Genomic DNA, 21,171 nt, shown 5'->3' on the forward strand with positions numbered 1-21,171 from the left:
ACTATACGTGTAATAAACTTTTTGTAACCGCAATAATGTGCTGCATTCTCATAAAATCTAAATGCAATACTTCTTTCCCGCGTTCCGTAATGACATACACTTTTCTTCTTTTATCTTCACTTTTTACCGATTCTATTAACCCTTGTTTTAATAAATTTTCCACCGCACCATACAATGTACCCGCTGCGATTTTCACTTGATGATTACTCAGTTCCTCCACCTTTTGCATAATTAAATATCCATGAGCTGGCTCTAATAAAGCTAAAAGAACGTAATACGTTGTTTCCGTTAATGGTAAATTTTTATCTCTATTCATAAAGACCTCCAATGTAACGATAACTATATAGCTAAACTATATAGTTAAACTGTATAGTTAAACTGTATAGTTAAACTGTATAGTTAAATTTTATACAGTCAGACTGTATATGTCAAATGTAGGAATAACTTTATAACCCAAAACAAAAACGCTACCTTTTTAAAAGATAGCGTTTTTGTTTTACCCTTGCTTATTCTTCGCCTTCATTTGCTCTTCAAGAGATTTTTTTTCAGTTTCTAACACACTCATATCACTTTTCAACTTTTGCGTTTCTTCAAAATGTTCATCTACTAATTTATTATATTCTTTCTCAGAGTACATTTTTTCACTGGTTGATGTCGTTTTCTCTTTCGTAACAACTACATTAATAATTACAAATAAGGCTACAATTCCTATTAACACAGCGAAAATCTTCTTTTTATTCATGATTAATCCTCTAAAATGTAAAATTCCAAAAATTATCATAACAGACCAATTCGCTTTCACCTGTCATATTTTGTCGAATCAATATAATAAAAAAAGCATCTGAAACAGATGCTTTTTCTCATTCTTAATACGTAAACGTAATCGTCACTAAAGAATACCCTTCTTTCGCATTGTAAGGCTCCGCTTTATAAGAAACACGGTTGGACCCTTGCGGATAACCGATTTCCCCAATTGCATTTTTCACATCTTGCAGAGCACCGTTCATTGATTGCTTATAAAGTACTTCTATCTTTTCTGGTTTTGCACTATAGCGTTGCTGCATTTTATTTTTTAATTCAGTATAGTTATTTGCAATATATTCATTTCCTAGATAGTTTAACTTTGTATCTTTTAATATTTGCTGATATGCAGGCGTTTTCTTACTACCTGCCGCAATTTTATTTGTCAGTGTACTATAATAGTTTGTTGTCGCTTGCGGATAGTCTCCGCGGTTCCACTCATGATTTCTTGCGATTTGTTCATCTGATAAATTGAAATACGAATACGTTACGCGGCCCTGCTCATCTGGAACCGGATCATCGAATGTTGTATCAAGGTGATACCATTTGTTTTCGATTTTTACTAAATTCCAAGCATGAGGTTGTCCGTCCCCAGTTCCTGTCACGAAATGATTTTCAATTCCTGCTTCTTTTAATAATTGATAAGTTAATAGTGCGTAACCTTGGCAAACCGCAGAACGATTTACAAGTGCTTCATATGCTGTGTAAGCTTTATAAGACGTATCATAAGAAACATGCTTTACTACGTAATCATGAATCGCCTTCACTTTTTCATGATCATCCATTCCAACTTGAGTAATAGAAGAAACGATTGCTTTCGCTTGTTTCATGACATATTCCGTCTGTTCTTTCGTTTCACGATATGTAATCTTAAGCGTAAACGTATAATTTCCAGGTGATCCAGAAAGCCCATATGAAACATTCGATCTATTATTATTTGTATACTCATTTTTACTTGCCACTTCTTTATATGCGTTAAAAAGTGTATTCATCACTTCGTTTGTATTATTATTTTTCGTTTTATATGGCAATGTAATATTTGTCTCGTATGTATTAATACGCTTTTGTACTTCCTCTTTAAACGCTGTTAATAATGCCGCATCTCCTGTATCTTTCACATCAGCATTTTTATACTTCAAAGTTTTATATAAAAACTGCGCATACTGTTCACGTGTTACTGTGCCATACGGTTCAAAATTCCCGTTCCCTGTGCCATCTGCGATTCCATTTGACTGCACCGCACTAATTGCATTTTCTGCCCAAAATGGATTTGGAACATCCTTAAAGGTATGTTTTTGTTTTGCCGCAAGATGGAAAGCATTCGTAAGAATTTGTGCCATTTCCGCACGATTCACAGAAGCTTTCGGTCTAAATTGGCCATTTTCATCACCTTTAAAAACTCCTAAATTCGTTAAAGTTAATACCTCTTCTGGGAACATTGTAGAATTTTGATTAATATCACCGTAAGGATTTTTAAACGTAGATCCATCCTTTAATACGTAACGAGTTCCATCATTACTAAACGAACCGCCTTGTTTATTTGGTACTAACACTCGATAAATTAAAGCCGCAACTTGCTCCCTTGTCGCAACATCTCCAAAACCAAATATCCCATTTCCATAACCAGAAATAATATTCTTACTTGCTAAATCTTTAATCGCAGGATATGACCAATGTGATGTCGGCACATCAGAAAAAACACCCACTTCAGCAGCTTTCACATCACTGCCATTTGTATATAACAACGCACCACCAATAAGTGATAATGATGTAATTGATTTTAATAGTTTTGTGTACATAATGTCTTCTCCCAATACGTTCTCTATTTTTGTTGGTTTATGTCGAAAAATCTAAAAATATGACAAAATATATTATACAATTAAAAGTTTTTAAGGGATATATTAAATTTAAAATATGCAAAAATTCATATTGTTATAAGGATTCATAGTAATATTATGTTATTTTACTTGCGAATATATAAATAAAAAAAACGCTCATTTGAGCGTTTCATCTATATACCTAATAATTACTTTTTTCTACACTTCGAACTCTTCTTCTGTAATAATCCTTTGATCTAACAACTCTTTATACTCCAATATTTCTTTAGCCCCACGGCTCTCCATGCGTATATTGTATAACATTTTTGGTATTGACCTTTGCTTGGTCCGTTGAAAGATTTACTCCATTTAGAAATAGTTCTATTGAATTTTTCACCACTAGCCACAAAAATATCTTATAATCTTTATATAATAAATTACAGTATTAGGAGTAGATAAAATGCCAGTTACACTCGAACTTATTCTTTTCATTCTTATAGCAATTAGTGCTGTTGGCTATTTAATAAAAGAATTTCAAAAAACTAGGAAACGAACACTTGGAATTTCACTAGAATTTTTAGTTCTTTTCTGGTCAATATGGAGAATATCAACTCTCATAATCTAATTTATAAAACATGAATTCCTTCGAATGAAGTGAAACTTTAATCAGTGGGAGTTTTATTCATCCCCCACTGATTATTAGTTAAACCAATCGGGATTTTACGGGATAAATTTACCAGTATTTTCACCACAACATTCATGTTAAAATCCCTTGTGAGTACGACATAACTCGACCTTATGAAGCTCCGCAGCTTTTATCGCGGAGCTTTTTTTATTTAAATTAACGCTTTTGTTCACTTTTTTGATACATTTACGAAACATTCATATGTTACGTTATATAAGTCCTTTTTTAAATCATATTCATTCTAGCAAAAAGTCCTAGTCCCCCTAGGACTTTTTGCATTCAAATAATGAGTTGTCTTTTTTCTCAATAACCGAAGCTATTTAACGTGGTAAAATAATAATTGGACTGGCATCCAATACCATATTACAATGGAGCAAATCGCAAGAAGGCACCTTAGAGTGTCTTTTTTGTACATAAAAAAATCTTACCATCTTATAGAAACGATAAGCCCTTTAAAACAATAATTGCAACTATATTAACTTTACATTACATTAAGGTTAGAGAATGTTCTTATATTAATAAAGTGCTAAATAGTAGGTGAAAAAATGGAATTTAACGATTTGGGTATTACCATTAAAGAACTTAGAATTAAAAAAAATATATCACAATCCGACTTATGTCACGGAATATGTTCACAAAGTCAAATTAGTAAGATCGAAAAAGGTGTGATTTATCCATCTAGCATATTGTTATATCAATTATCAGAAAGACTCGGTGTTGATCCAAATAGTATATTTGCACTAACTCAAAACAAGAAATTAAAATATACAGAAAACGTAAAATACGTAATGAGGGATTGCATAAGGCAACATCAATATAAAGAGCTTTATGAAATAGTAACAAGAGAAAAATACACAAATAATTTTCAAACAAAAGAAGATAAACAATTTCTAATATGGCATGAAGCAATTGCTATATATTGTGTGAATAACTCAACAAAAGTGGCTTTAACTCTTTTAAATAATGCACTAAAACTAACTGTAACCAATATTGATTTTTTATCAGAGAGAGAAATAGATATTCTACATACAATGGCTATACTTCATGCAGAAAATAAAGAATACAAAAAAAGTATTACTATCCTTAAAAGATGTTTAAATAATTTTAACAAATTAGATTTTCCTAGAGATAAAGAAATTAAATTGAAAATCATTTATAATTTAGCAAAAAATTTAAGTTACACATATCAATACGAAGAAGCAATAAAATACATTGATAAGGGTATCCAATTAGCTATTAATCTAAATACTTTTTACTTATTGGGTGAACTATACTATGGAAAAGGTTCAAATTTATTAAAGCTTAAACAATATAATGAAGAAGATGTTGCTAATAACATGAGAAAATCATTATTTATATTTGAATTAACAAAAAACGAAAAAAAATTACAAATAATTAAAGAAGAATATTTCGAAAACAAAAATAACCACTCATAATTTCTTAAAAACTACTTATAAAACTCACAAGAAAAATCCCAATAGTTTTTAAACTTAGAACCATATTATTTTTTTAATTCAGAGGAAGGCACCTTAGGGTGTCTTTTTTTATTTTCAAAAGGACCTGCTCAATTAATTCTTAAAAACATACTAAGAAACATTGTTTTATTTATCCCATTTTCATTCATGCTATATAAAATTCGTTAATAAATCCACCTCAAACATATTTATATGCATTGGAGTATGTTTGAGGTGGAACTCCTTCAAATACTAGTTCCTTTTATAAGCCGTTTTTTTGATGTAGATGACATTATTCTCAATACAATAGAATGAATTATGGGAACATACTTAGCAATATATATCAAAAAACAATATTAAGAAAACCCCTCCACCTTAAGGTAGAAGGGATCTTCTAATTTCTATTTCAAACTACCTAAAATTTCCGTAAAGATAACCCAAAGCGTATGTGCACCTGCATCTGGATATCCTAAACTTTTTTCACCAACTACCGCTCCTCTGCCGAATGATCTTTCACCGATAGATTGTATGCCGTGAAGTGCTACTTGTAACATTTCAATTCAGATATACGACAGGAAAGAATACATCATCACAGTGTCAGCAAGCAAAAGTGTATTCTGCATTTCTGAAAACAGTAGATGGCAGATTGTGACCTACTGAATCTGCTAAGAAAGAATATACAAGAACATCCTTAACATCCTCTTTATTTCCACTAATGATGACATCAAGGAAATCTTCTACTTGAAATTCTGGAGTAAACAACACAATCTTAGTTGTTCTGTTTGGTTCTAAAGAAACAAAAGTACGAGAGATTTCAACTAATTCATTTTGAGTTGGGAAAAAGGTGTTTCGACTTCTCTTAACAGTTACCGTTACATTACTAGTATGGCAGCGTGAATCATTGTTTAACATAATGTTGAGAGCAGTTGGAATAATCCCATTTTCAGAAACTGGAACTCGAAACACTCCAGTAGATTTATGAGCCATATAATCAGATCCTTCTAAAATAAAATATATTTACAATATATTAAATGCAAAAAACGTTCATTTTGATATGGACAAATTATATGATTAATATATCTATAATAACCCTCGGTATTACTAAGCCAATGTTTTAAAAGATTAACAAATATCGCGAGAACCAATCGAATGTATATTAAAAGTAAAAAGAATAAGTCGTCTAAAAGACCCCTATTTTGAGCCAATAATGAGACATTATGTTAATCTTATATGTATAGCTGCACAAAATTGAGAAACTTAAGGAGACAGATAAATTTTATGAGAAAATTATCTATATTACTTACTTTCATTCTAGTATTAGTCAGTGTTACGGCTGCTTGCACACAAGATAAAACAGATAGTGCCATTGAAAATGGTTCAATAGAAGAACCAACCGCAAAAAATGAAAATGAAGAATTAATAAATTTTGAAGAAAAAGAAGATATGAGCCGCTTGGAACAAGGTATTTTATTAGTTGGTGAGAGTGTTAAGGGAGGCTATTACTTGACCGCCGTTCAAAGTGCATATTTAAATGCTAGCAACGATTCCGTAGTTGTTAATGTCTCTGTAAAAAATGTACGAGGTCAAACGATTGGACTATCAGAATTAAAATATAACTTAAAAGATGAAAAAGACGGAAAGACCTATAAAGGAACGGTGCTTGATCAAAACCCTTCTAATATACAAGTTAAACCAAATGAAACGGTAGAATTGAAAATAGCTTTTGAAGTACCAGGTACCGCAGATGAATATATGTTTTATATTGAAAGCTCTTTAGACCCTCTAGAAACATACTGGAAAATTGATAAGCTGCAATCACAAACAAACTAAGTCTAAAATACAATTTGATTGAAGAAATCTCTCAAATAAGCAAAAAGTAACGAAAGAAGTCTTCTACATATCAACTATATAAAAGTCCCTCCACCTTAAGGCAGAGGGACTTTCCAATTCCTATTTCAAACTACCCGCAATCTCCGTAAAGATAACTCCAAGCGCATATGCACCTGCATCAGGGTATCCTAAACTTCTTTCGCCAACTGTACCAGCGCGGCCCATGCGAGCTACGATTTCTTTCGTGTACTCTGCTCCTTTAACCGCTGCTTCTGCACCTTTTTCAAAGGCAGTTTTTACGTCTACTTCGTTTGAGGCGCTATCTAACCAAGAGTCTACACATGGAGCAAGTGCGTCAACAAGCGTTTTGTCACCAACTACTGCTCCTCTGCCGAATGATCTTTCACCGATCGATTGGATGCCTTGCAGTGCTGCTTGCAGTATTTCAGCGAATTCTTTCACTGTTAACTCACGCTTCTCGCCTGCTGCTTTACTAGCTGCGCGGAATGCACCGCCCCAAATTGGACCAGAAGCTCCGCCGCAATGTTCCATAATAATCATAGAACAACCGTCAAGGAATGATCCGATCGTTACATTTTCTTGTTCTACAATCGAATGCCACTCACGTTTTAATTGTTTAAATCCTTTTGCAACACTCATTCCGAAGTCACCATCACCTGCATGCGTATCTAGCTCACAGAACGGTACTTCATTTTTAATGATAATATCGCTCATTTTATCAACGAGATAAATCATGTTGTTTAATGTAATGACATTATCTTTAATAACAGCGTGTTCTTCTGCTGTTTCTAGTTCAAATGAAACTTCCTTCTCTTCTGTTTCTTCAAGTACATTTACATACTCTACACTTTCAACTGGTCCATCTACTTTAAACGCTGGTGTATTACATTCTTTTGATAGTAATGTTTTTAACTCATCATCTAATTTCATTACAGTTAAAGACATACCAGCCATATCGATACTCGTCATATAGTTGCCGACGAATACTCTATTAATTTTAATGTTTCTAGCAGCTAATTCTCGCGTCACTGCATTGTTAAATAAGTAAAGTTCCTGCAGTGGTGTTCCGCCAAAACCGTTAACTAGAAGTGCGATTTCCTCGCCATCTTTTACTCCTAAATCTTTTACAAGGTCATTTGTCATACGGTTCGCTAGTTCATCTGCTGACAACATTTTTTCACGCTTAATTCCTGGCTCGCCGTGAATACCTACGCCGTATTCCATTTCATCTTCCGCAAGTGTGAAAGTAGGTGATCCGCTCGCTGGAACTGTACAAGACGTTAACGCTAAACCGATTGTGCGCACGTTAACCGCTGCTTTTTCTGCGACAGTTTTCACCGCTCCTAAATCCATACCTGCTTCCGCTGCTGCACCGGCAATTTTATGAACTAAAATAACTCCTGCAACGCCGCGGCGTCCTACTGTATACAGACTATCTTCTACCGCAATATCATCGTCCACTTTTACGTAGTCGACTTCAATTCCATCTTCCGTCGCTAAATGCGCACCGTTTTTGAAATTCATAATATCGCCGCTATAATTTTTAATAATTAATAACGTACCTTTTTTACTAGCTGTTTCTTTAATTGCTTGATATACCTGAATTTGTGAAGGAGAAGCAAAAACATCTCCGCACACCGCCGCATCTAACATTCCTTTTCCGACTAATCCTGCATGTGCCGGCTCATGGCCACTACCGCCGCCACTAATTAACGTTACTTTGTTTTCGTTCATTTCTTTCTTCTTAATAACTTTATATTTTTTCAAAAGTTCAAGCTCTGGGTGAGCCATAACCATTCCGTTACACATTTCCATTACTAATGTTTCTGGTTTGTTTATAATCTTTTTCATTGTGATTATCCCTCAATTCCTTTAATATATTGTGATATATTTGAAATCTTCTTCTTACTACTCATGTTAAAATGAAAGCGTTTTATAGTAAACGGACAAAATGGACAATCTGTCTAAAGACACCGCTCTCATTTATAGATAGGATTTTTATATTACTAACATTCTAGGGATGATTCAGATGACCTCTTCTATAATTTCTAAAAAGATAATCGCGAACTCATTGAAATATTTAATGGAAACAGAGTCGTTTCATAAAATATCAGTGAGCGATATTATGTTACACTGTCAAATGCGTAGGCAAACTTTTTATTATCATTTTAAAGATAAATTTGAACTATTAAGCTGGATTTATAGAGAAGAAACGAAAGAAAATATTATAGACTTTCTCGATTATGAAAAATGGGAAAACATTTTTGATTTATTATTTGATTACTTTTATGAAAATCAAAAATTTTACCGAAATGCTTTTAAAGTTATTGAGCAAAACTCGTTTAATCACTATTTATTTGAGCATACGAAAAACTTATATATGAAGATTATTGATGAACTATCTGTAAGCTGTGGATTCAGCCTTTCTGATGAGACAAAAAATACGATTGCCTCCTTTTATAGTCACGGCTTCGTTGGAACAATAAAAGATTGGATTGAAAGCAAGTGCGAAGTAGATCCTTCCATTATGTCTTCTCTTATGAAAAATATGATAAACAATCAATTACTACTATTACTTGAGCAATCAGCAAAGTAATTAAAGGGTGGCAAAAGCAATGAAAAAGATTATGAATGATGTACAACATATCGTTCAAGATATGCTGCATGGCTTTTATTTTGAACATAACGACAAAGTAAATTACGACGAAACAAATAACATCATTTATGTAAAAGATATCGAGAAACTGAAGCAAAACGTTGTTATCATAAGTGGCGGTGGTAGCGGACATGAGCCTGCTGACATTGGGTATGTAGGAAAAGGTATGCTTACGGCGGCAGTAAACGGAAGTATTTTCACTCCGCCTACAGTGGAACAAATTGTCGCGGCAACTCGCCTCATGCCAAAAGATAAGAGTATTTTATTCATCATTAAAAACTTTAAAGATGACGTAGCAAACTTTCTAGCTGCAGAACAAATCGCCAAAGAAGAAGGAAGAAAAATTGACCATATCATCGTAAATGACGACGTTTCAATTGAAGATGATGCTTCTTTTAATAAAAGAAGACGCGGCGTTGCTGGTACTGTTTTCATTCAAAAAATACTTGGTGCGGCTGCTCTTGAAGGTCATTCTTTAGAAGAACTAACAACAATTGGCCGTTCTGTTACAGAAAACTTACACACATTAGGAGTTGCTCTTTCACCTGCAAACGATCCAGTGAAAGGAAAAGCTTCATTCACATTAAATGACGATGAAGTGTTTTACGGCGTCGGCATTCACGGAGAAAAAGGATATCGTAAAGAAGCACTATCCTCTTCTGAAATATTAGCAATCGAACTAATGAACAAACTTAAAAGCATTTATCGCTGGAGAAAAGAAGACAACTTCGCTATCCTCATTAATGGACTCGGCGCAACTCCATTAATGGAACAATACATTTTCGCAAACGACATTCGCCGTTTGTGTGAACTTGAAGGATTGCAAGTCACATTCGTAAAGGTTGGTACACTGTTAACTTCTTTAGATATGAAAGGTGTTTCGCTCAGTTTGCTTAAGGTAGAAGATTTGGATTGGGTGAAGTGGTTGAAGGAAAGTACGGAAACTGCTAGTTGGTAATACAAATAAAGTGAAACTTTAATCAGCCCTCACCAATCGGGCTTTTACGGGCAGACCGATCCTCACCTTGAAATAAACTTTTAGATAACTCAAAATAACAAGCAAAAAGTCCCTTCAAAGTTAAAGGGACTTTTTAGTATGTAGAAATTAGCCTAAACCTAAGATTACATCTCTTGAAAGGGGGCATTTTTATGTTATTCAGGTTTATTGAGGAGCTTTTGTTTGAAGCAACTTTAACCCCATACCAATAAAAATCAGTCCTGTTATCTTATTTAGAATCATTCCTACCTTTTGGTTTCCTCTTAATTTTTTTGTAACATATGAAGAGAAATAAGCAACAAATAAACACCATAATAGTCCAGTTACTGTAAAAGTAAGTCCTAAAATGATAAAAGGCATAGGACCTGAAGCCTTTGTATCTATAAATTGCGGAAGAAACGCAATAAAGAATAAAGAGACTTTTGGATTCGTAAGACTTGTTAAAAGCCCTTGTATATATATTTTTCTAATGTTCAATCTATTGGACGAGGCCTGGAAAGCTACATTCGTCTTATCAAGTATCATTTTAATCCCTAAATATACAAGATAGATAACACCTATAACCTTAATAGTGTTAAATAGCACAATGGATTTTGTAAGTATAATAGATAAACCAAAAGCAACCAACAACGTATGAACTAAAGAACCAGTAATAATACCAAACACAGAATACACACCTGCTTTTCTACCTTGTGAAATACTTCTCCCCACAATGTACATGGTGTCTGCACCAGGAATTAAATTCAATAAAATTCCTGTTAGTAAAAACACTTCATAATTAATAATACCGTACATTTTAGCACCTCTATCTATTTTTTTGGTGCCCTTATTGATATTAAATTAAATAAACGAAAAAAGAAAGTATTTTCTATTTATTCAATAAAATTAGCGGATTTTTGAATCTACAAACGAAATCCAGCTATTTAAAAATTCAATTACTGAAGAATTCTGCCCTCAATATTACAGCAAATTCACATCAAAAATGTAAATCCTCATTTCCTTCGTATTTTCCCCTATTAAGTCTTTTTCTTATGAATAATTCTGCAACAATTAAATTAGGTACCCACGCTAACCAAGCAATAATAGCGTAACTAAGTTCAAAGCGCTCTATTCCAAATAGAACGATAAACAACGGTAGCCAAATTCTTAATGTAACTGCTCCAAAGGTTAAAGAATAATTTCTAATCATCCAATTCCGATGGTCTTTAATTTTTTTATTCTTAACTCTATTTAATGCTTGATATGCTGATGTTAGCCAAAATACAGATAACAAACCGAAACCTAGCTTCGCTACCAATCCTCCCGTAGCATAAAAAGATAGGTATAGTCCAGAAACGCCTCCTAATAATATACCAACCATATAGATTCTCCCAATTATTCGATGACGGTTGATATTCCTTTCTCTAAATCTAGTGGATAATGTAAAAGGACCAATTACTAATGCTACTATACTAGTTGTAATATGTATAAATAGCATCATATACCAGAACGCACTTAATTTAGATCCAAACATAAGCTTCACTTTTACAAGCCCTGTTTGAAAACCATCCATAATAAAATATTGGACAACAATATAACTAGATACTAAAAGAGCAAAAAAGGTAAATACAAACCAAATTTTCCTGTTCAAATTTTACTGCCTCCTTATTACATTCACGAAAATTAGATTATATATTTCTTTTCATTCTCGGGAAAAATAGAAAAGCCTTCTTTACTGATCTCTTTAGCACATTGTTTTTATAAACCGAATGACTTACATGCAACGACGAATAAAATATATGATACAAGGCCCTTCTTCATACATAAAAACCCTCAAGTATGTCGTTCTATACTTGAGGGTTTTTTCATTTATTCTCTCTCGTCTCTCATTTTCTTAAATCAATAATTAGCTCATCTGTAATCTGCTCAAGATGGAAAAATCTTTTTATATAATGGATATCAGACCATTTTTCTTCTCCACCAATAATAAATAATTCTTGCGCATCATACATAAATGAAAAGCTTGGATAGAAACTGTCCGCTTTTATTTCAATCCCACCAGTACGATTACTGATAATCTTACAGTCTGCTGAATAGCTTAATAGCGTATAGAGAGAATCTTGTGCTGATTGGAAGAAATACTTCATAAGTGTGGTTATATCATCACTATTGGTAATGCACACTTTAAAAAATTTCGTATCCTTTTTCTTATTAGTAAAAACTAGCTCAAAATGAAGTTTATTCTCTTCTAAAAACCCTTCAATAAAGTCTCTACATAAATAAGTTTCAAATAACATATACATAGGAAATTTGTTATGTGCGCCTATAAATCCTTTAATGATTTCTTCAAATCCTGTATGCTGATTCAAATTCGTTCCCACTCCTATCATAATAGGGTGATTTAAATAAATAGGATACGGTGATTGCCCTTCATCTTTTAACATATACACTCGTTTTTCATCTGTATGAAGAGCTGGTTTAGACTCTTTTAGTAAGTATTGAGATAATTGAACATTTAACACATTTACACCTGCCTATCATGTCATACATAAACTGTATCTATTAAGTTAGAAAAAAGGATGAACAATTCATATTTTACCGTGTATAAGCGAGAAGAACTAGAATAGATCGCCGGCTTACATGTCTCCAGGATAATAAATGAACATCGCACCTACAAATGAAAAAACTAAACAAAAAACAGCCTCGTATTTTATAACTAAAGAAGAGTTCGTATCAAGCCTTTTTTCCTCTCTTTTACATATCATTTTAAACATTTTAAATAAAACTCTATATATTACATACCCCACAATTGCCCCAAGGGTATTCGTAAATACATCATCAATATCTGTAATTCTACTATTTAATAATTGGTTTAACTCAATTGCCAATGAAAAAAAGAATCCCGCACATACGGTGTTTTTCATTTTTCTAAACTGCGACCAAATAGTCGGTAATAAAAAACCTAATGGCATAAACAGTACAATGTTCAAAAGATACGTCGTACTACCTGCCGTATCAAATAGAGTCAAGTTGATTTGACTTACACGAATCCACGTTTCATATCTACTTATATCCCATACAGTCGCGATCTGCGTCACCCTATACACTAGCGAAAGGTAGAATAGAAAAACATATACCCACAAAAAATGCAGAATAGATATAGTTCTTTTCGCTTTAAAATAAAATCCAATTTGAAACACAATACAAAACATAATAGTAAAAAAATAAGTATACAAATAACTCATCAAAACTCCTGTATCCATGTAGAATCCCCTAACTTTACAATTTCATCTATGACTTTGTTGTTTATAGGATAGGAGAAACTTTTAAAATAAAAAGTGGGGTAAACATAAAATTTTTCTTAAATCTTCAGTTGGGTTTTATTATTACTCTTCTTAGGAATCCACCATTGATAGCTAGGCAACAGTATGCTTACACTTAACAATATTATCATTTTTGCACGTAATCCTCGTAATACTTTAACCGATGAAGCATATATAAAATCATGTGAATCGTTTGTTCAGTTAAAACATGAAATTAAGAAATATATGACGTACTATAATCACTCTTTCTATCAATAGAATGTACAGAAGATGACTCCTGTTTGCATACAGAAATCATCTTTTTTAGGTTACCGATTTTTTTTATAATGTCCTTTACAAAGGGTACAAATCAAGAGCATCTTATTCCTATTCAAGGGGATCAACTATACCTTCTTCCCTTAAAATCACTAAAACCCATTTACAAATCTATAAAAGTAGATATAATATCCTTATGGAACCTTTATTAATTTATAAAGCATTGTCAAATGAAACAAGATGTCAAATTTTATCATGGTTAAAAAATCCAGAAAACCATTTCGACGAAAAACCTTACCTAGAACAAGACCTTAACTTTCAAGTTGGAGTATGTGTAGGAGATATCCAGCTTAAAACTGGCTTAGCTCAATCGGTTATTTCTAGTTATTTATTAACTATGAAAAAAGCAGGCTTACTAGAGTCTGACCGAATTGGAAAATGGACCTACTATCGTCGAAATGAAAAAACAATACGAGAGTTTTCTGAATACGTCCAAAACGAATTATAAAATGAAAGCTAATAATCAATCAGCATACTAATTGATTATTAGCTTTCACACATTCTGCTTTTTTACAGGTATCCAATGACTTCTTATAAATTGCACTGCCTGTAAAAGCAAGAAACATCGAAAGGAGAATTTTTTTTAATATATCATATCTAGTTATTTAGATATCTGTTATTGTATTTCAGATTACATACTCCTGATAATATTGGCATCCAATCATGCTTATAATAATGCTTCTTTGTTAATGAATTTACTTTCAAAATACTGATACGAATGGAGAGTTTTATAAATGAAAAAAGTAAATCCTTTACTTATTCTGACACTCGCAATAGGTGTGTTCGGAATTATTACTACCGAGATGGGTATTGTCGGCGTATTACCACAAATCACTGAAAAGTTCGGAATTTCAACTACACAAGCTGGATTTTTAGTAAGTATATTTGCACTAGTTGTTGCTATTTCTGGTCCGTTTTTAATTCTGCTCGTCTCTAGTATTAATCGCAAAATAATTTTATTAACAGCAATTTTCACATTTGTTATTTCAAATTTAATCTACGCTTATACAACACAATTTGAAGTCATGCTTGTTTTTCGTATTTTACCGGCAGCGCTTCATCCACTCTTCTTTTCAATCGCTCTTGTAACAGCTGCTAAACTTGTCCCTCCAGAAAAGAGCGGTCAAGCAGTTACAAAAGTTTTCATGGGAATTACTGTTGGTTTCGCTTTAGGTATACCACTAACCTCTTATCTTGCAGACCAATTTTCACTCGAAATGGCTTTCTTATTCGGAGCATTCGTTAACACTCTTGCATTCATTGGAATACTACTCCTACTTCCTTCTATGCCTGTTAAAGAAAAAATGTCTTTCGGCAAACAAATTCGTATACTCGGCAAACCAGGATTATGGTTAAATATTTTAACCGTCACATTCCTTTTTGCAGCCATGTTTTCCGTATACAGCTACTTCGCCGAGTACCTTGCAAAAGTAACTTCCATGAATGGATCTCTCATCAGTATCATGCTATTCATATTTGGTATAGTTATGATTTTAGGTAATCATTTATTTGGTGGTCTCCTGCAAAAAAGCATAATAAACACTGTAATATCATTCCCTATTCTATATTCTATTGTTTACATATTGGTTTATTATTTAGGTTCCTACCTTGTTCCAATGATTTTTATAGTATTCATTTGGGGAATCGTACATGCTGGTGGATTAATTGTTGGTCAAACATGGTTAATAAGTGAAGCTAAAGAAGCACCTGAATTTGGTAACAGTCTATTCGTTTCGTTCTCAAATCTCGGAATTACTTTAGGAACCACTATTGGAGGCTGGTTCATTTCAAACTTAGGTATTCACCAGCTTATTTGGAGCGGCTTTATATTCACACTACTCTCATTTCTATTAATTATAATAAAACTAAAATTTTTCAATTCTAATAGCCAGGCTTCATTATCAAGCTAGTACATTTTCAGTTCCAAATTCGATAAAGTGAAACTTTAATCAGCCCTCACCAATCGGACTTTTATTAATTTCAACGTTTAGACAGATACATAACTCCAAAACTAAAACGTTTATTGCAATTATCGATATGGAACATTTTACAAAACAACTTAACATGGTAAAATAATATTCGGACAGGAGTCCAATATTATTAAAATTAAGATGGTTCAAGTCGGAGGAAGGCACCTTAGGGTGTCTTTTCTTTATTTGCAAATGGACCTGCTCAATTATTGTGTAAAAAACATAAAGTAAGTTGAATCCATTAAAATACATGAGTGACCCCTTGTTTTCCCCTCTTATTAAAGGAGGAACTATTATGGGATTTGGTGGTAGTTGTAGTAGTGGTTGTGGCGGCGGCTTTGCTTTACTAGTTGTATTGTTTATTTTATTAATCATTGTTGGAGCTTCTTGCTTCTGCTAAAAAACTATTGGAAAAGACACTCTTATATGGGTGTCTTTTCTTTGTAATAAAAAGCTCTCTAGAAAAGAAAGTTTTGAGGCTTTTACATTCAAATCATCCAAATTAGTTATTTACACAGCACTTTATTTCTTCTCATCCCTCATACTGTAATAGCCCAAATTAATAATAATCAGGAAATACCCACCCATAATTCCAGCTGCAAATGTCCACATGTACTCACGGTGTTCAATTTCATACATAATAATCGCACCGAGTATGGCGGCTGCAAACCGATTCATCATGCCGAGCATTGGTGCTTTTTCTTTTTTTACGATGCTATTTCCGAACTTTTCGATACGCCTTCCTAAAATCCAGGCGCAGTACATACTCACTAAAAGGCCGATGCTTATCCCTACAAACTGGGCTGGAAAAGGTGTCAGCAACCATCCCAATAACATCACGCCTAATAAACAATATATTTGTATGTTGAATGATCTTAATGCCATACGAATCATATTATGCTCCTTATCTTTCCTATTAATCCCATCTTTCGGACTTCAAGCTTTCCGATATATCTTTTTTAAAATGAGGGAATTTGATTTTACTCACCATTAAATAAGCGAGTACGCATGTGCCAAATGCCACGGAAACTGGGTTATTTAGGAGGCATAAAATGAGGAGACACATTGCCGCAAATGGAATGGGCATTCCGATGAATGTTGGGAGTTTGCTTTGTTGCGTGTTAAATCTAGCAAGCCGCAGCATTCCGCAAATACTATAAGCGAGCGCACATATCATCCCGATAAACTGCAAATCTTTTAAAGCGACACTATAGGCAAGAATAGATGGTGCCACACCGAAGGTCACTAAATCCGCAAATGAGTCTAACTCTCCGCCTATTTCCGAAGCAGCATCTAGTTTCCGAGCGACCATACCATCAAACAGATCAAGGACCATACCTGTAATAATGAACATAACTGCACCGTACATATCGTCAACGAAAACAGCATGAATAGCCAAAAGCCCACACACAAAATTTGCTATCGTAATCATATTTGGTATGTAACTCATCACACGCTTCTCCTCCTTTCTACTAATTGCTTCATCTTCATTCTTACTCATTAGACTCAAGATCCTTCTGCTTTTCTTCCAATATCACTTTATTTATTTTCGTTAACGTATCAGTCATTTGCTGCAACGCTCCAATATCAATTTTCGAGAAATATTTCTCGATCAATACATCATCTAACTCAGACAATCTTTCGATATATTTACTACCGTTTGGACCGATCGTAAGGAAATACTCCCTTTTATTGTTAGGATTCACTTGTTTCGAAATCATCTGTTGCTTTTCCAATTTCGATAAAACTTGGCTCACAGCACTTTTCGTTATATTAAACGTACTCGCAATGTTATTTGCTGTCGTGTTTTCATTTAAATGAATATGAAATAACATGCTCTCTTGCTGCCCAGTAAGACCGAACTCATCCTTTAAATCTTGAAATAGTAAAATATAGAGTTCCGTATAGGCTCGATTCATTTCATTAATTACTTCTTTATACGTTCTAGTCATAGCATCCTCCATGCTTTTATTTCGTTTTGCTTAATAGTTAAGTTTACTTAACTTAACTATATTATACCGTTATGTTTGTGTAAAGGGAAATATAACTCTACACTTTACTCACAATGATACAAAAAAGAAGACACTCTTCTAAAACATGTTTAGTCGCTTCTGTCTCACTGCTTTCCTCATCCAAATACTTGGCAAGTCATTCTGAATAATCAAAAAGAAAATCAACAAAATTCCATATAGACCCATTACTGGTTAAAATGTTATAATGGAATTACCCTACATAGTTACTCATAGCCAGACTGAGGAACTAGCGTCTTATTAAGTAATGCGCATAACTAAAATAAAAAAGACACTTTACGGTGTCTTTTTTATTTATATTCCTAGGAATTATCTCTTTTATAAACAGACTCTATCAAACAGTAAAGGAGACTAACAGATGGAACATCCTGTTGCAAGAGAATTACGTTTTATACGGGTATGTCTTATCATTTTGATTATTGTCATTGCGTTTTGGGACCGGGAGAAAACTGTAGAAATTACTGATCACGGTAGCGATCCTATCTTAAACACCAGCAATATGACTCAAGTTGGTGAGAATACATTTGCATACAAAGACGAATCAAATCAAATTAAAATATTTAAGTTTAATCCAGATACAAATGAAATATCACTTATTAAAGAGTTTCGTGCTGAGGAATATTACTCAGATACAGCTAAATAAAGTAATATTGACCACAAAAGTATAATGACCAAAGCCTTTAGCCATAATTACGACTAAAGGCTTTTTGTATGTAAGTAAATGAAAAAGGAGCTAATTTTATGGAACATAATAAAAATGGAATACTTGCTTTAATTGTTTTATTTTTAGGATTAGTGTTTTTTGTTAGTGGAATGGTTTATCATTTATGGGGCTCATTTTAATTTCAACTTTTAGACGGATAAATAACTCGAATCAGAGAAATGCACAATATTTTCCCTTTTCCTTCCAAAATTAATATAATAAGATATAAAATGTAATACATATAAAGACAAATATATAGCACTCATTAAAGTGCTTCTATTTTGGAAGGAAGAAACGATGAACAAAAAGTTATTAGCCTCATTATTATGTAGCACATTCTTGTTTGGAGTATCAGCTTGCGGTTCACATGATGCACCTGCGAAAAATGAGCAGGCGACTTTTAAAAAAACAGAGAATGACAAACTTAGCAGCAAGGATTCGCAAAAAGAACTTCCTACCAATGTAGATTCCTCTGATGTATACATGTCAATGGGATCTGCCGAGTCATTAGATGTTATAGGGACTGGAGAAGTTAAAGCACAAGGTGTCTTTAAAGTATTAGACATCGCAGTTTATAATCGTAAAGAAGAACCCATTACACTAGATATTAACAACTTTAAATTAATTGATGGATTTGGAAGAGAATATCACATTTCTAATGAATATCAATCCGTACTTAAAGCTGCAAATACGTCTACATTTAAATTTGGTATTGTTAACCCTGATGAACATTCGGACGGAAACATTGTATTCGATGTACCGAAAAACACGCGAGGATTAACTTTAAAATTTAATAATGATAAGTTAGATAAAGAGCTCCAATTAAAAGTGGAATTGGAATAGGCAAAATAAATACGTCTCCCTTAACATTCTCTACTAACATAAAAAAGTACAGTCTTTTCTACAGCAGACTGTACTTTTTCATTTATCATTTCACATAACATTCCCTAATTTTTTTGACTAGATGCTCTCCAATCACGAAAAGATGTTGGGCGTCCAGAAAAAGCTCTTTGCTTTGTAACAGATGGTTTTTCTTCAGGAGTCATTGTTTTTTCTTTAAGCGTCGCTGGTTTTTCTTTAAGCGTCACTGATTTTTCTTCAAGAATAGTCACAGCTGTTTGCATTTTCTCTAACTGTTCTTTCAGCAATTGTTGTTCAATCTTTAAATCCGTAAGTAAACGTAAAATCATCTCAGAATTAGCCATAAGATCCTCCTTCCCCCAATACACAGAATAAAATACAATATGTAGAAGACGAAATGCCGGTGACAAAAATAAGGTCGTCAACTCTTTTTAACTTCCAAAGTCCTTTTATTTTTTTAAGGACCTGCTCCATTCATCCTTAAAAACATAAAGTAAATTAAATCCATTAATAAATGGTCTTTATGGAAGGAGGAGTTAATATGGGCTATGGCGGTAGTTGTGGTGGAGGCTGTGGTTTCGGCGGCGGATTTGCCTTACTTGTTGTGCTCTTCATCTTATTAATCATCGTTGGCGCTAGCTGTTGGGGCGGCGGATTCGGCTGCTAAGGAGAGGCACTCTTGAGAGTGTCTTTTTTTTAATATGTGGCTCGTATACATATTGCTCAAAATTTCCGTTCTAGAAGTATTATAATATTAGCTTAACATGTCAGTTCCCCCTAATTAATAGGTAGTTCTAGCCTATAGAATTCTTTTAAATATAAAATGAAACTATATTTCTCAATGAATAAAACAATTTAACATGGTAAAATAATATTTGGATGGGAGTCCAATATATTATTAAAATTAAGATGGTTCAAGTCGAAGGAAGGCACCTTAGGGTGTCTTTTCTTTTTTATAAATAATTATAAATTAAAATTGTAAAAGATGCTTACTACTTACAAGGAACATTTTCTTCCGTACAACTATTTATTTGAAACTAATTACTATTATAAATATAAAGAAGTTATGGATAAAGTAGTGAGGTAAATAAAACAAAATATAGATTTAATTCATGTTTCTCAACGAGGTACCACCAGCATTTTCAAAAAAATACGCTAAGCAAAAAAAATAATCAGCTGTCCATATGGACAGCTAATTTACATCATTACATTTCTATTATTTATCTTACCACTTGTACAGATACTGGTTTCCACCCCTGATTTTCTACCCAATCAATATTAACCTTATATTTTTTATTATTTTGCTTATCTCGTACATTACCGTAGGCTTTATTATTACCATTATTCCCAATAAAATCGAAAATCAATTGGCTCTCTGGAACATCAACAGCATAAGAAATTGCTTTTTTCATCTCACTCCAATCTACTGTTCCTTCTTTAAATTTCATTTCAGGTTTTGCTCCTTGCTCGGTACCAATTGGCTTCCAAGAAGGATTAGTTTGAGAACCCTTTTCTTGAGATGCCGTTTTTTCTTCCTCATTATTTTCAGTTCCGTTCGTTTTTACCGATTTTTCTGCTTTTGATTTCTCTTCTAGCTGTGCTGCTTCTTTATCTTCAGCTTTCTTCTCTTCTATCTTTGCTGTTTCTTTATCTTCAGTTTTCTTCTCTTCTATCTTTGCTGTTTCTTTATCTTCAGTTTTCTTCTCTTCTATCTTTGCTGTTTCTTTAT

At 33.2% G+C, this 21,171-nt stretch carries 24 protein-coding genes and 2 pseudogenes; 11 read left to right on the top strand and 15 right to left on the bottom strand.

Annotation, left to right across the window (positions count from 1 at the left end):
- Nucleotide 1: 1 nt before the first annotated feature.
- The 3 genes and pseudogenes from QO049_RS27455 to QO049_RS27465 all read right to left on the bottom strand — a co-directional run bounded on the left by QO049_RS27455 (nt 2) and on the right by QO049_RS27465 (nt 2,600).
- The gene (locus QO049_RS27455; RefSeq protein WP_001078063.1) at nt 2-316 is read right to left on the bottom strand and encodes a PadR family transcriptional regulator; all 315 of its coding nucleotides are present in this window, start codon (nt 314-316) and stop codon (nt 2-4) included.
- A gap of 201 nt (nt 317-517) precedes the next feature.
- Nucleotides 518-742, bottom strand: a pseudogene (locus QO049_RS27460) (hypothetical protein); the annotation flags it as partial.
- A gap of 124 nt (nt 743-866) precedes the next feature.
- A complete protein-coding gene (locus tag QO049_RS27465; protein WP_246962223.1) occupies nt 867-2,600 on the bottom strand; it encodes an S-layer homology domain-containing protein in 1,734 nt (577 codons plus the stop codon).
- A 1,248-nt stretch (nt 2,601-3,848) separates the two neighbouring features.
- Here QO049_RS27465 and QO049_RS27470 point away from each other — a divergent pair.
- Nucleotides 3,849-4,739 (top strand): helix-turn-helix domain-containing protein, encoded by an 891-nt coding sequence (locus QO049_RS27470; protein WP_000395461.1) that lies wholly within the window; start codon nt 3,849-3,851, stop codon nt 4,737-4,739.
- A gap of 419 nt (nt 4,740-5,158) precedes the next feature.
- Here the strand turns inward: QO049_RS27470 and QO049_RS27475 are convergent, their stop codons facing one another.
- On the bottom strand, nt 5,159-5,311 hold the full coding sequence (locus QO049_RS27475) for a DAK2 domain-containing protein (RefSeq protein ID WP_000942238.1): 153 nt from the start codon (nt 5,309-5,311) through the stop codon (nt 5,159-5,161).
- Between the two features lie 43 nt (nt 5,312-5,354).
- On the bottom strand, nt 5,355-5,744 hold the full coding sequence (locus tag QO049_RS27480; RefSeq protein ID WP_000940662.1) for a hypothetical protein: 390 nt from the start codon (nt 5,742-5,744) through the stop codon (nt 5,355-5,357).
- Between the two features lie 291 nt (nt 5,745-6,035).
- On the opposite strand from QO049_RS27480, the gene QO049_RS27485 reads away from it, so the two are divergent.
- The gene (locus tag QO049_RS27485) at nt 6,036-6,587 is read left to right on the top strand and encodes a DUF4352 domain-containing protein (RefSeq protein ID WP_098329941.1); all 552 of its coding nucleotides are present in this window, start codon (nt 6,036-6,038) and stop codon (nt 6,585-6,587) included.
- Between the two features lie 120 nt (nt 6,588-6,707).
- Here the strand turns inward: QO049_RS27485 and dhaK are convergent, their stop codons facing one another.
- The gene (gene dhaK / locus QO049_RS27490) at nt 6,708-8,459 is read right to left on the bottom strand and encodes a dihydroxyacetone kinase subunit DhaK (RefSeq protein ID WP_246962221.1); all 1,752 of its coding nucleotides are present in this window, start codon (nt 8,457-8,459) and stop codon (nt 6,708-6,710) included.
- A gap of 178 nt (nt 8,460-8,637) precedes the next feature.
- Here dhaK and dhaS point away from each other — a divergent pair, with 178 nt between their 5' ends.
- Entirely contained in the window at nt 8,638-9,204 is a 567-nt protein-coding gene (dhaS, locus tag QO049_RS27495) for a dihydroxyacetone kinase transcriptional activator DhaS (RefSeq protein ID WP_000204212.1), read from the top strand.
- Nucleotides 9,205-9,223: 19 nt separating this feature from the next.
- Nucleotides 9,224-10,222: a DhaKLM operon coactivator DhaQ gene (dhaQ, locus tag QO049_RS27500; protein WP_246962219.1), complete on the top strand. Its 999-nt coding sequence runs from the start codon at nt 9,224-9,226 to the stop codon at nt 10,220-10,222.
- A 204-nt stretch (nt 10,223-10,426) separates the two neighbouring features.
- Here dhaQ and QO049_RS27505 read toward each other — a convergent pair whose 3' ends face one another.
- From QO049_RS27505 to QO049_RS27520, 4 genes are all read right to left on the bottom strand, one after another.
- Nucleotides 10,427-11,056: a LysE family translocator gene (locus QO049_RS27505; protein ID WP_246962217.1), complete on the bottom strand. Its 630-nt coding sequence runs from the start codon at nt 11,054-11,056 to the stop codon at nt 10,427-10,429.
- A 181-nt stretch (nt 11,057-11,237) separates the two neighbouring features.
- A complete protein-coding gene (locus QO049_RS27510; RefSeq protein WP_001080300.1) occupies nt 11,238-11,891 on the bottom strand; it encodes a DUF2306 domain-containing protein in 654 nt (217 codons plus the stop codon).
- 235 nt (nt 11,892-12,126) lie between these two features.
- Nucleotides 12,127-12,762 (bottom strand): hypothetical protein, encoded by a 636-nt coding sequence (locus QO049_RS27515; RefSeq protein ID WP_246962215.1) that lies wholly within the window; start codon nt 12,760-12,762, stop codon nt 12,127-12,129.
- 114 nt (nt 12,763-12,876) lie between these two features.
- The gene (locus QO049_RS27520) at nt 12,877-13,503 is read right to left on the bottom strand and encodes a VanZ family protein (RefSeq protein ID WP_284489673.1); all 627 of its coding nucleotides are present in this window, start codon (nt 13,501-13,503) and stop codon (nt 12,877-12,879) included.
- Between the two features lie 216 nt (nt 13,504-13,719).
- Between QO049_RS27520 and QO049_RS27525 the strand changes: the two are divergent.
- From QO049_RS27525 to QO049_RS27540, 4 genes and pseudogenes are all read left to right on the top strand, one after another.
- A pseudogene (locus QO049_RS27525) lies at nt 13,720-13,821 on the top strand (TetR family transcriptional regulator); the annotation flags it as partial.
- A 193-nt stretch (nt 13,822-14,014) separates the two neighbouring features.
- Entirely contained in the window at nt 14,015-14,326 is a 312-nt protein-coding gene (locus QO049_RS27530) for an ArsR/SmtB family transcription factor (RefSeq protein ID WP_000433539.1), read from the top strand.
- 286 nt (nt 14,327-14,612) lie between these two features.
- Nucleotides 14,613-15,788, top strand: coding sequence for an MFS transporter (locus tag QO049_RS27535; RefSeq protein ID WP_000757550.1), 1,176 nt, complete (start codon nt 14,613-14,615; stop codon nt 15,786-15,788).
- 355 nt (nt 15,789-16,143) lie between these two features.
- Nucleotides 16,144-16,248, top strand: coding sequence for a YjcZ family sporulation protein (locus QO049_RS27540; RefSeq protein WP_000505689.1), 105 nt, complete (start codon nt 16,144-16,146; stop codon nt 16,246-16,248).
- Between the two features lie 122 nt (nt 16,249-16,370).
- On the opposite strand, the gene QO049_RS27545 is transcribed toward QO049_RS27540, so the two are convergent.
- From QO049_RS27545 to QO049_RS27555, 3 genes are read right to left on the bottom strand one after another with little or no spacing between them, the layout of a single operon-like run.
- The gene (locus QO049_RS27545) at nt 16,371-16,742 is read right to left on the bottom strand and encodes an ATP synthase subunit I (RefSeq protein WP_000620582.1); all 372 of its coding nucleotides are present in this window, start codon (nt 16,740-16,742) and stop codon (nt 16,371-16,373) included.
- Between the two features lie 22 nt (nt 16,743-16,764).
- Complete coding sequence (pssA, locus tag QO049_RS27550; protein WP_246963059.1) at nt 16,765-17,349, bottom strand: CDP-diacylglycerol--serine O-phosphatidyltransferase; 585 nt, start codon at nt 17,347-17,349, stop codon at nt 16,765-16,767.
- Nucleotides 17,342-17,800 carry a MarR family winged helix-turn-helix transcriptional regulator gene (locus tag QO049_RS27555; RefSeq protein ID WP_000198950.1) on the bottom strand — a complete coding sequence of 153 codons (459 nt, stop codon included), beginning with the start codon at nt 17,798-17,800 and terminating at the stop codon, nt 17,342-17,344. The genes pssA and QO049_RS27555 overlap by 8 nt, the downstream gene beginning before the upstream one ends.
- 436 nt (nt 17,801-18,236) lie before the next feature.
- Here QO049_RS27555 and QO049_RS27560 point away from each other — a divergent pair, with 436 nt between their 5' ends.
- Nucleotides 18,237-18,521: a YmzC family protein gene (locus QO049_RS27560; RefSeq protein WP_000400966.1), complete on the top strand. Its 285-nt coding sequence runs from the start codon at nt 18,237-18,239 to the stop codon at nt 18,519-18,521.
- A gap of 357 nt (nt 18,522-18,878) precedes the next feature.
- Complete coding sequence (locus QO049_RS27565; protein WP_246962213.1) at nt 18,879-19,424, top strand: DUF4352 domain-containing protein; 546 nt, start codon at nt 18,879-18,881, stop codon at nt 19,422-19,424.
- 104 nt (nt 19,425-19,528) lie between these two features.
- Here QO049_RS27565 and QO049_RS27570 read toward each other — a convergent pair whose 3' ends face one another.
- Entirely contained in the window at nt 19,529-19,786 is a 258-nt protein-coding gene (locus QO049_RS27570) for a hypothetical protein (protein ID WP_000013694.1), read from the bottom strand.
- Between the two features lie 197 nt (nt 19,787-19,983).
- Between QO049_RS27570 and QO049_RS27575 the strand changes: the two genes are divergently transcribed.
- On the top strand, nt 19,984-20,109 hold the full coding sequence (locus tag QO049_RS27575) for a YjcZ family sporulation protein (RefSeq protein ID WP_000540377.1): 126 nt from the start codon (nt 19,984-19,986) through the stop codon (nt 20,107-20,109).
- Between the two features lie 553 nt (nt 20,110-20,662).
- On the opposite strand, the gene QO049_RS27580 is transcribed toward QO049_RS27575, so the two are convergent.
- On the bottom strand, nt 20,663-21,171 hold a 509-nt coding region (locus QO049_RS27580; RefSeq protein WP_284489674.1), incomplete at its 5' end, for a YrrS family protein.

Origin of the sequence: Bacillus sp. RB3, from assembly GCF_030164735.1 — a bacterium.
GTDB classification, from domain to species: domain Bacteria; phylum Bacillota; class Bacilli; order Bacillales; family Bacillaceae_G; genus Bacillus_A; species Bacillus_A cereus.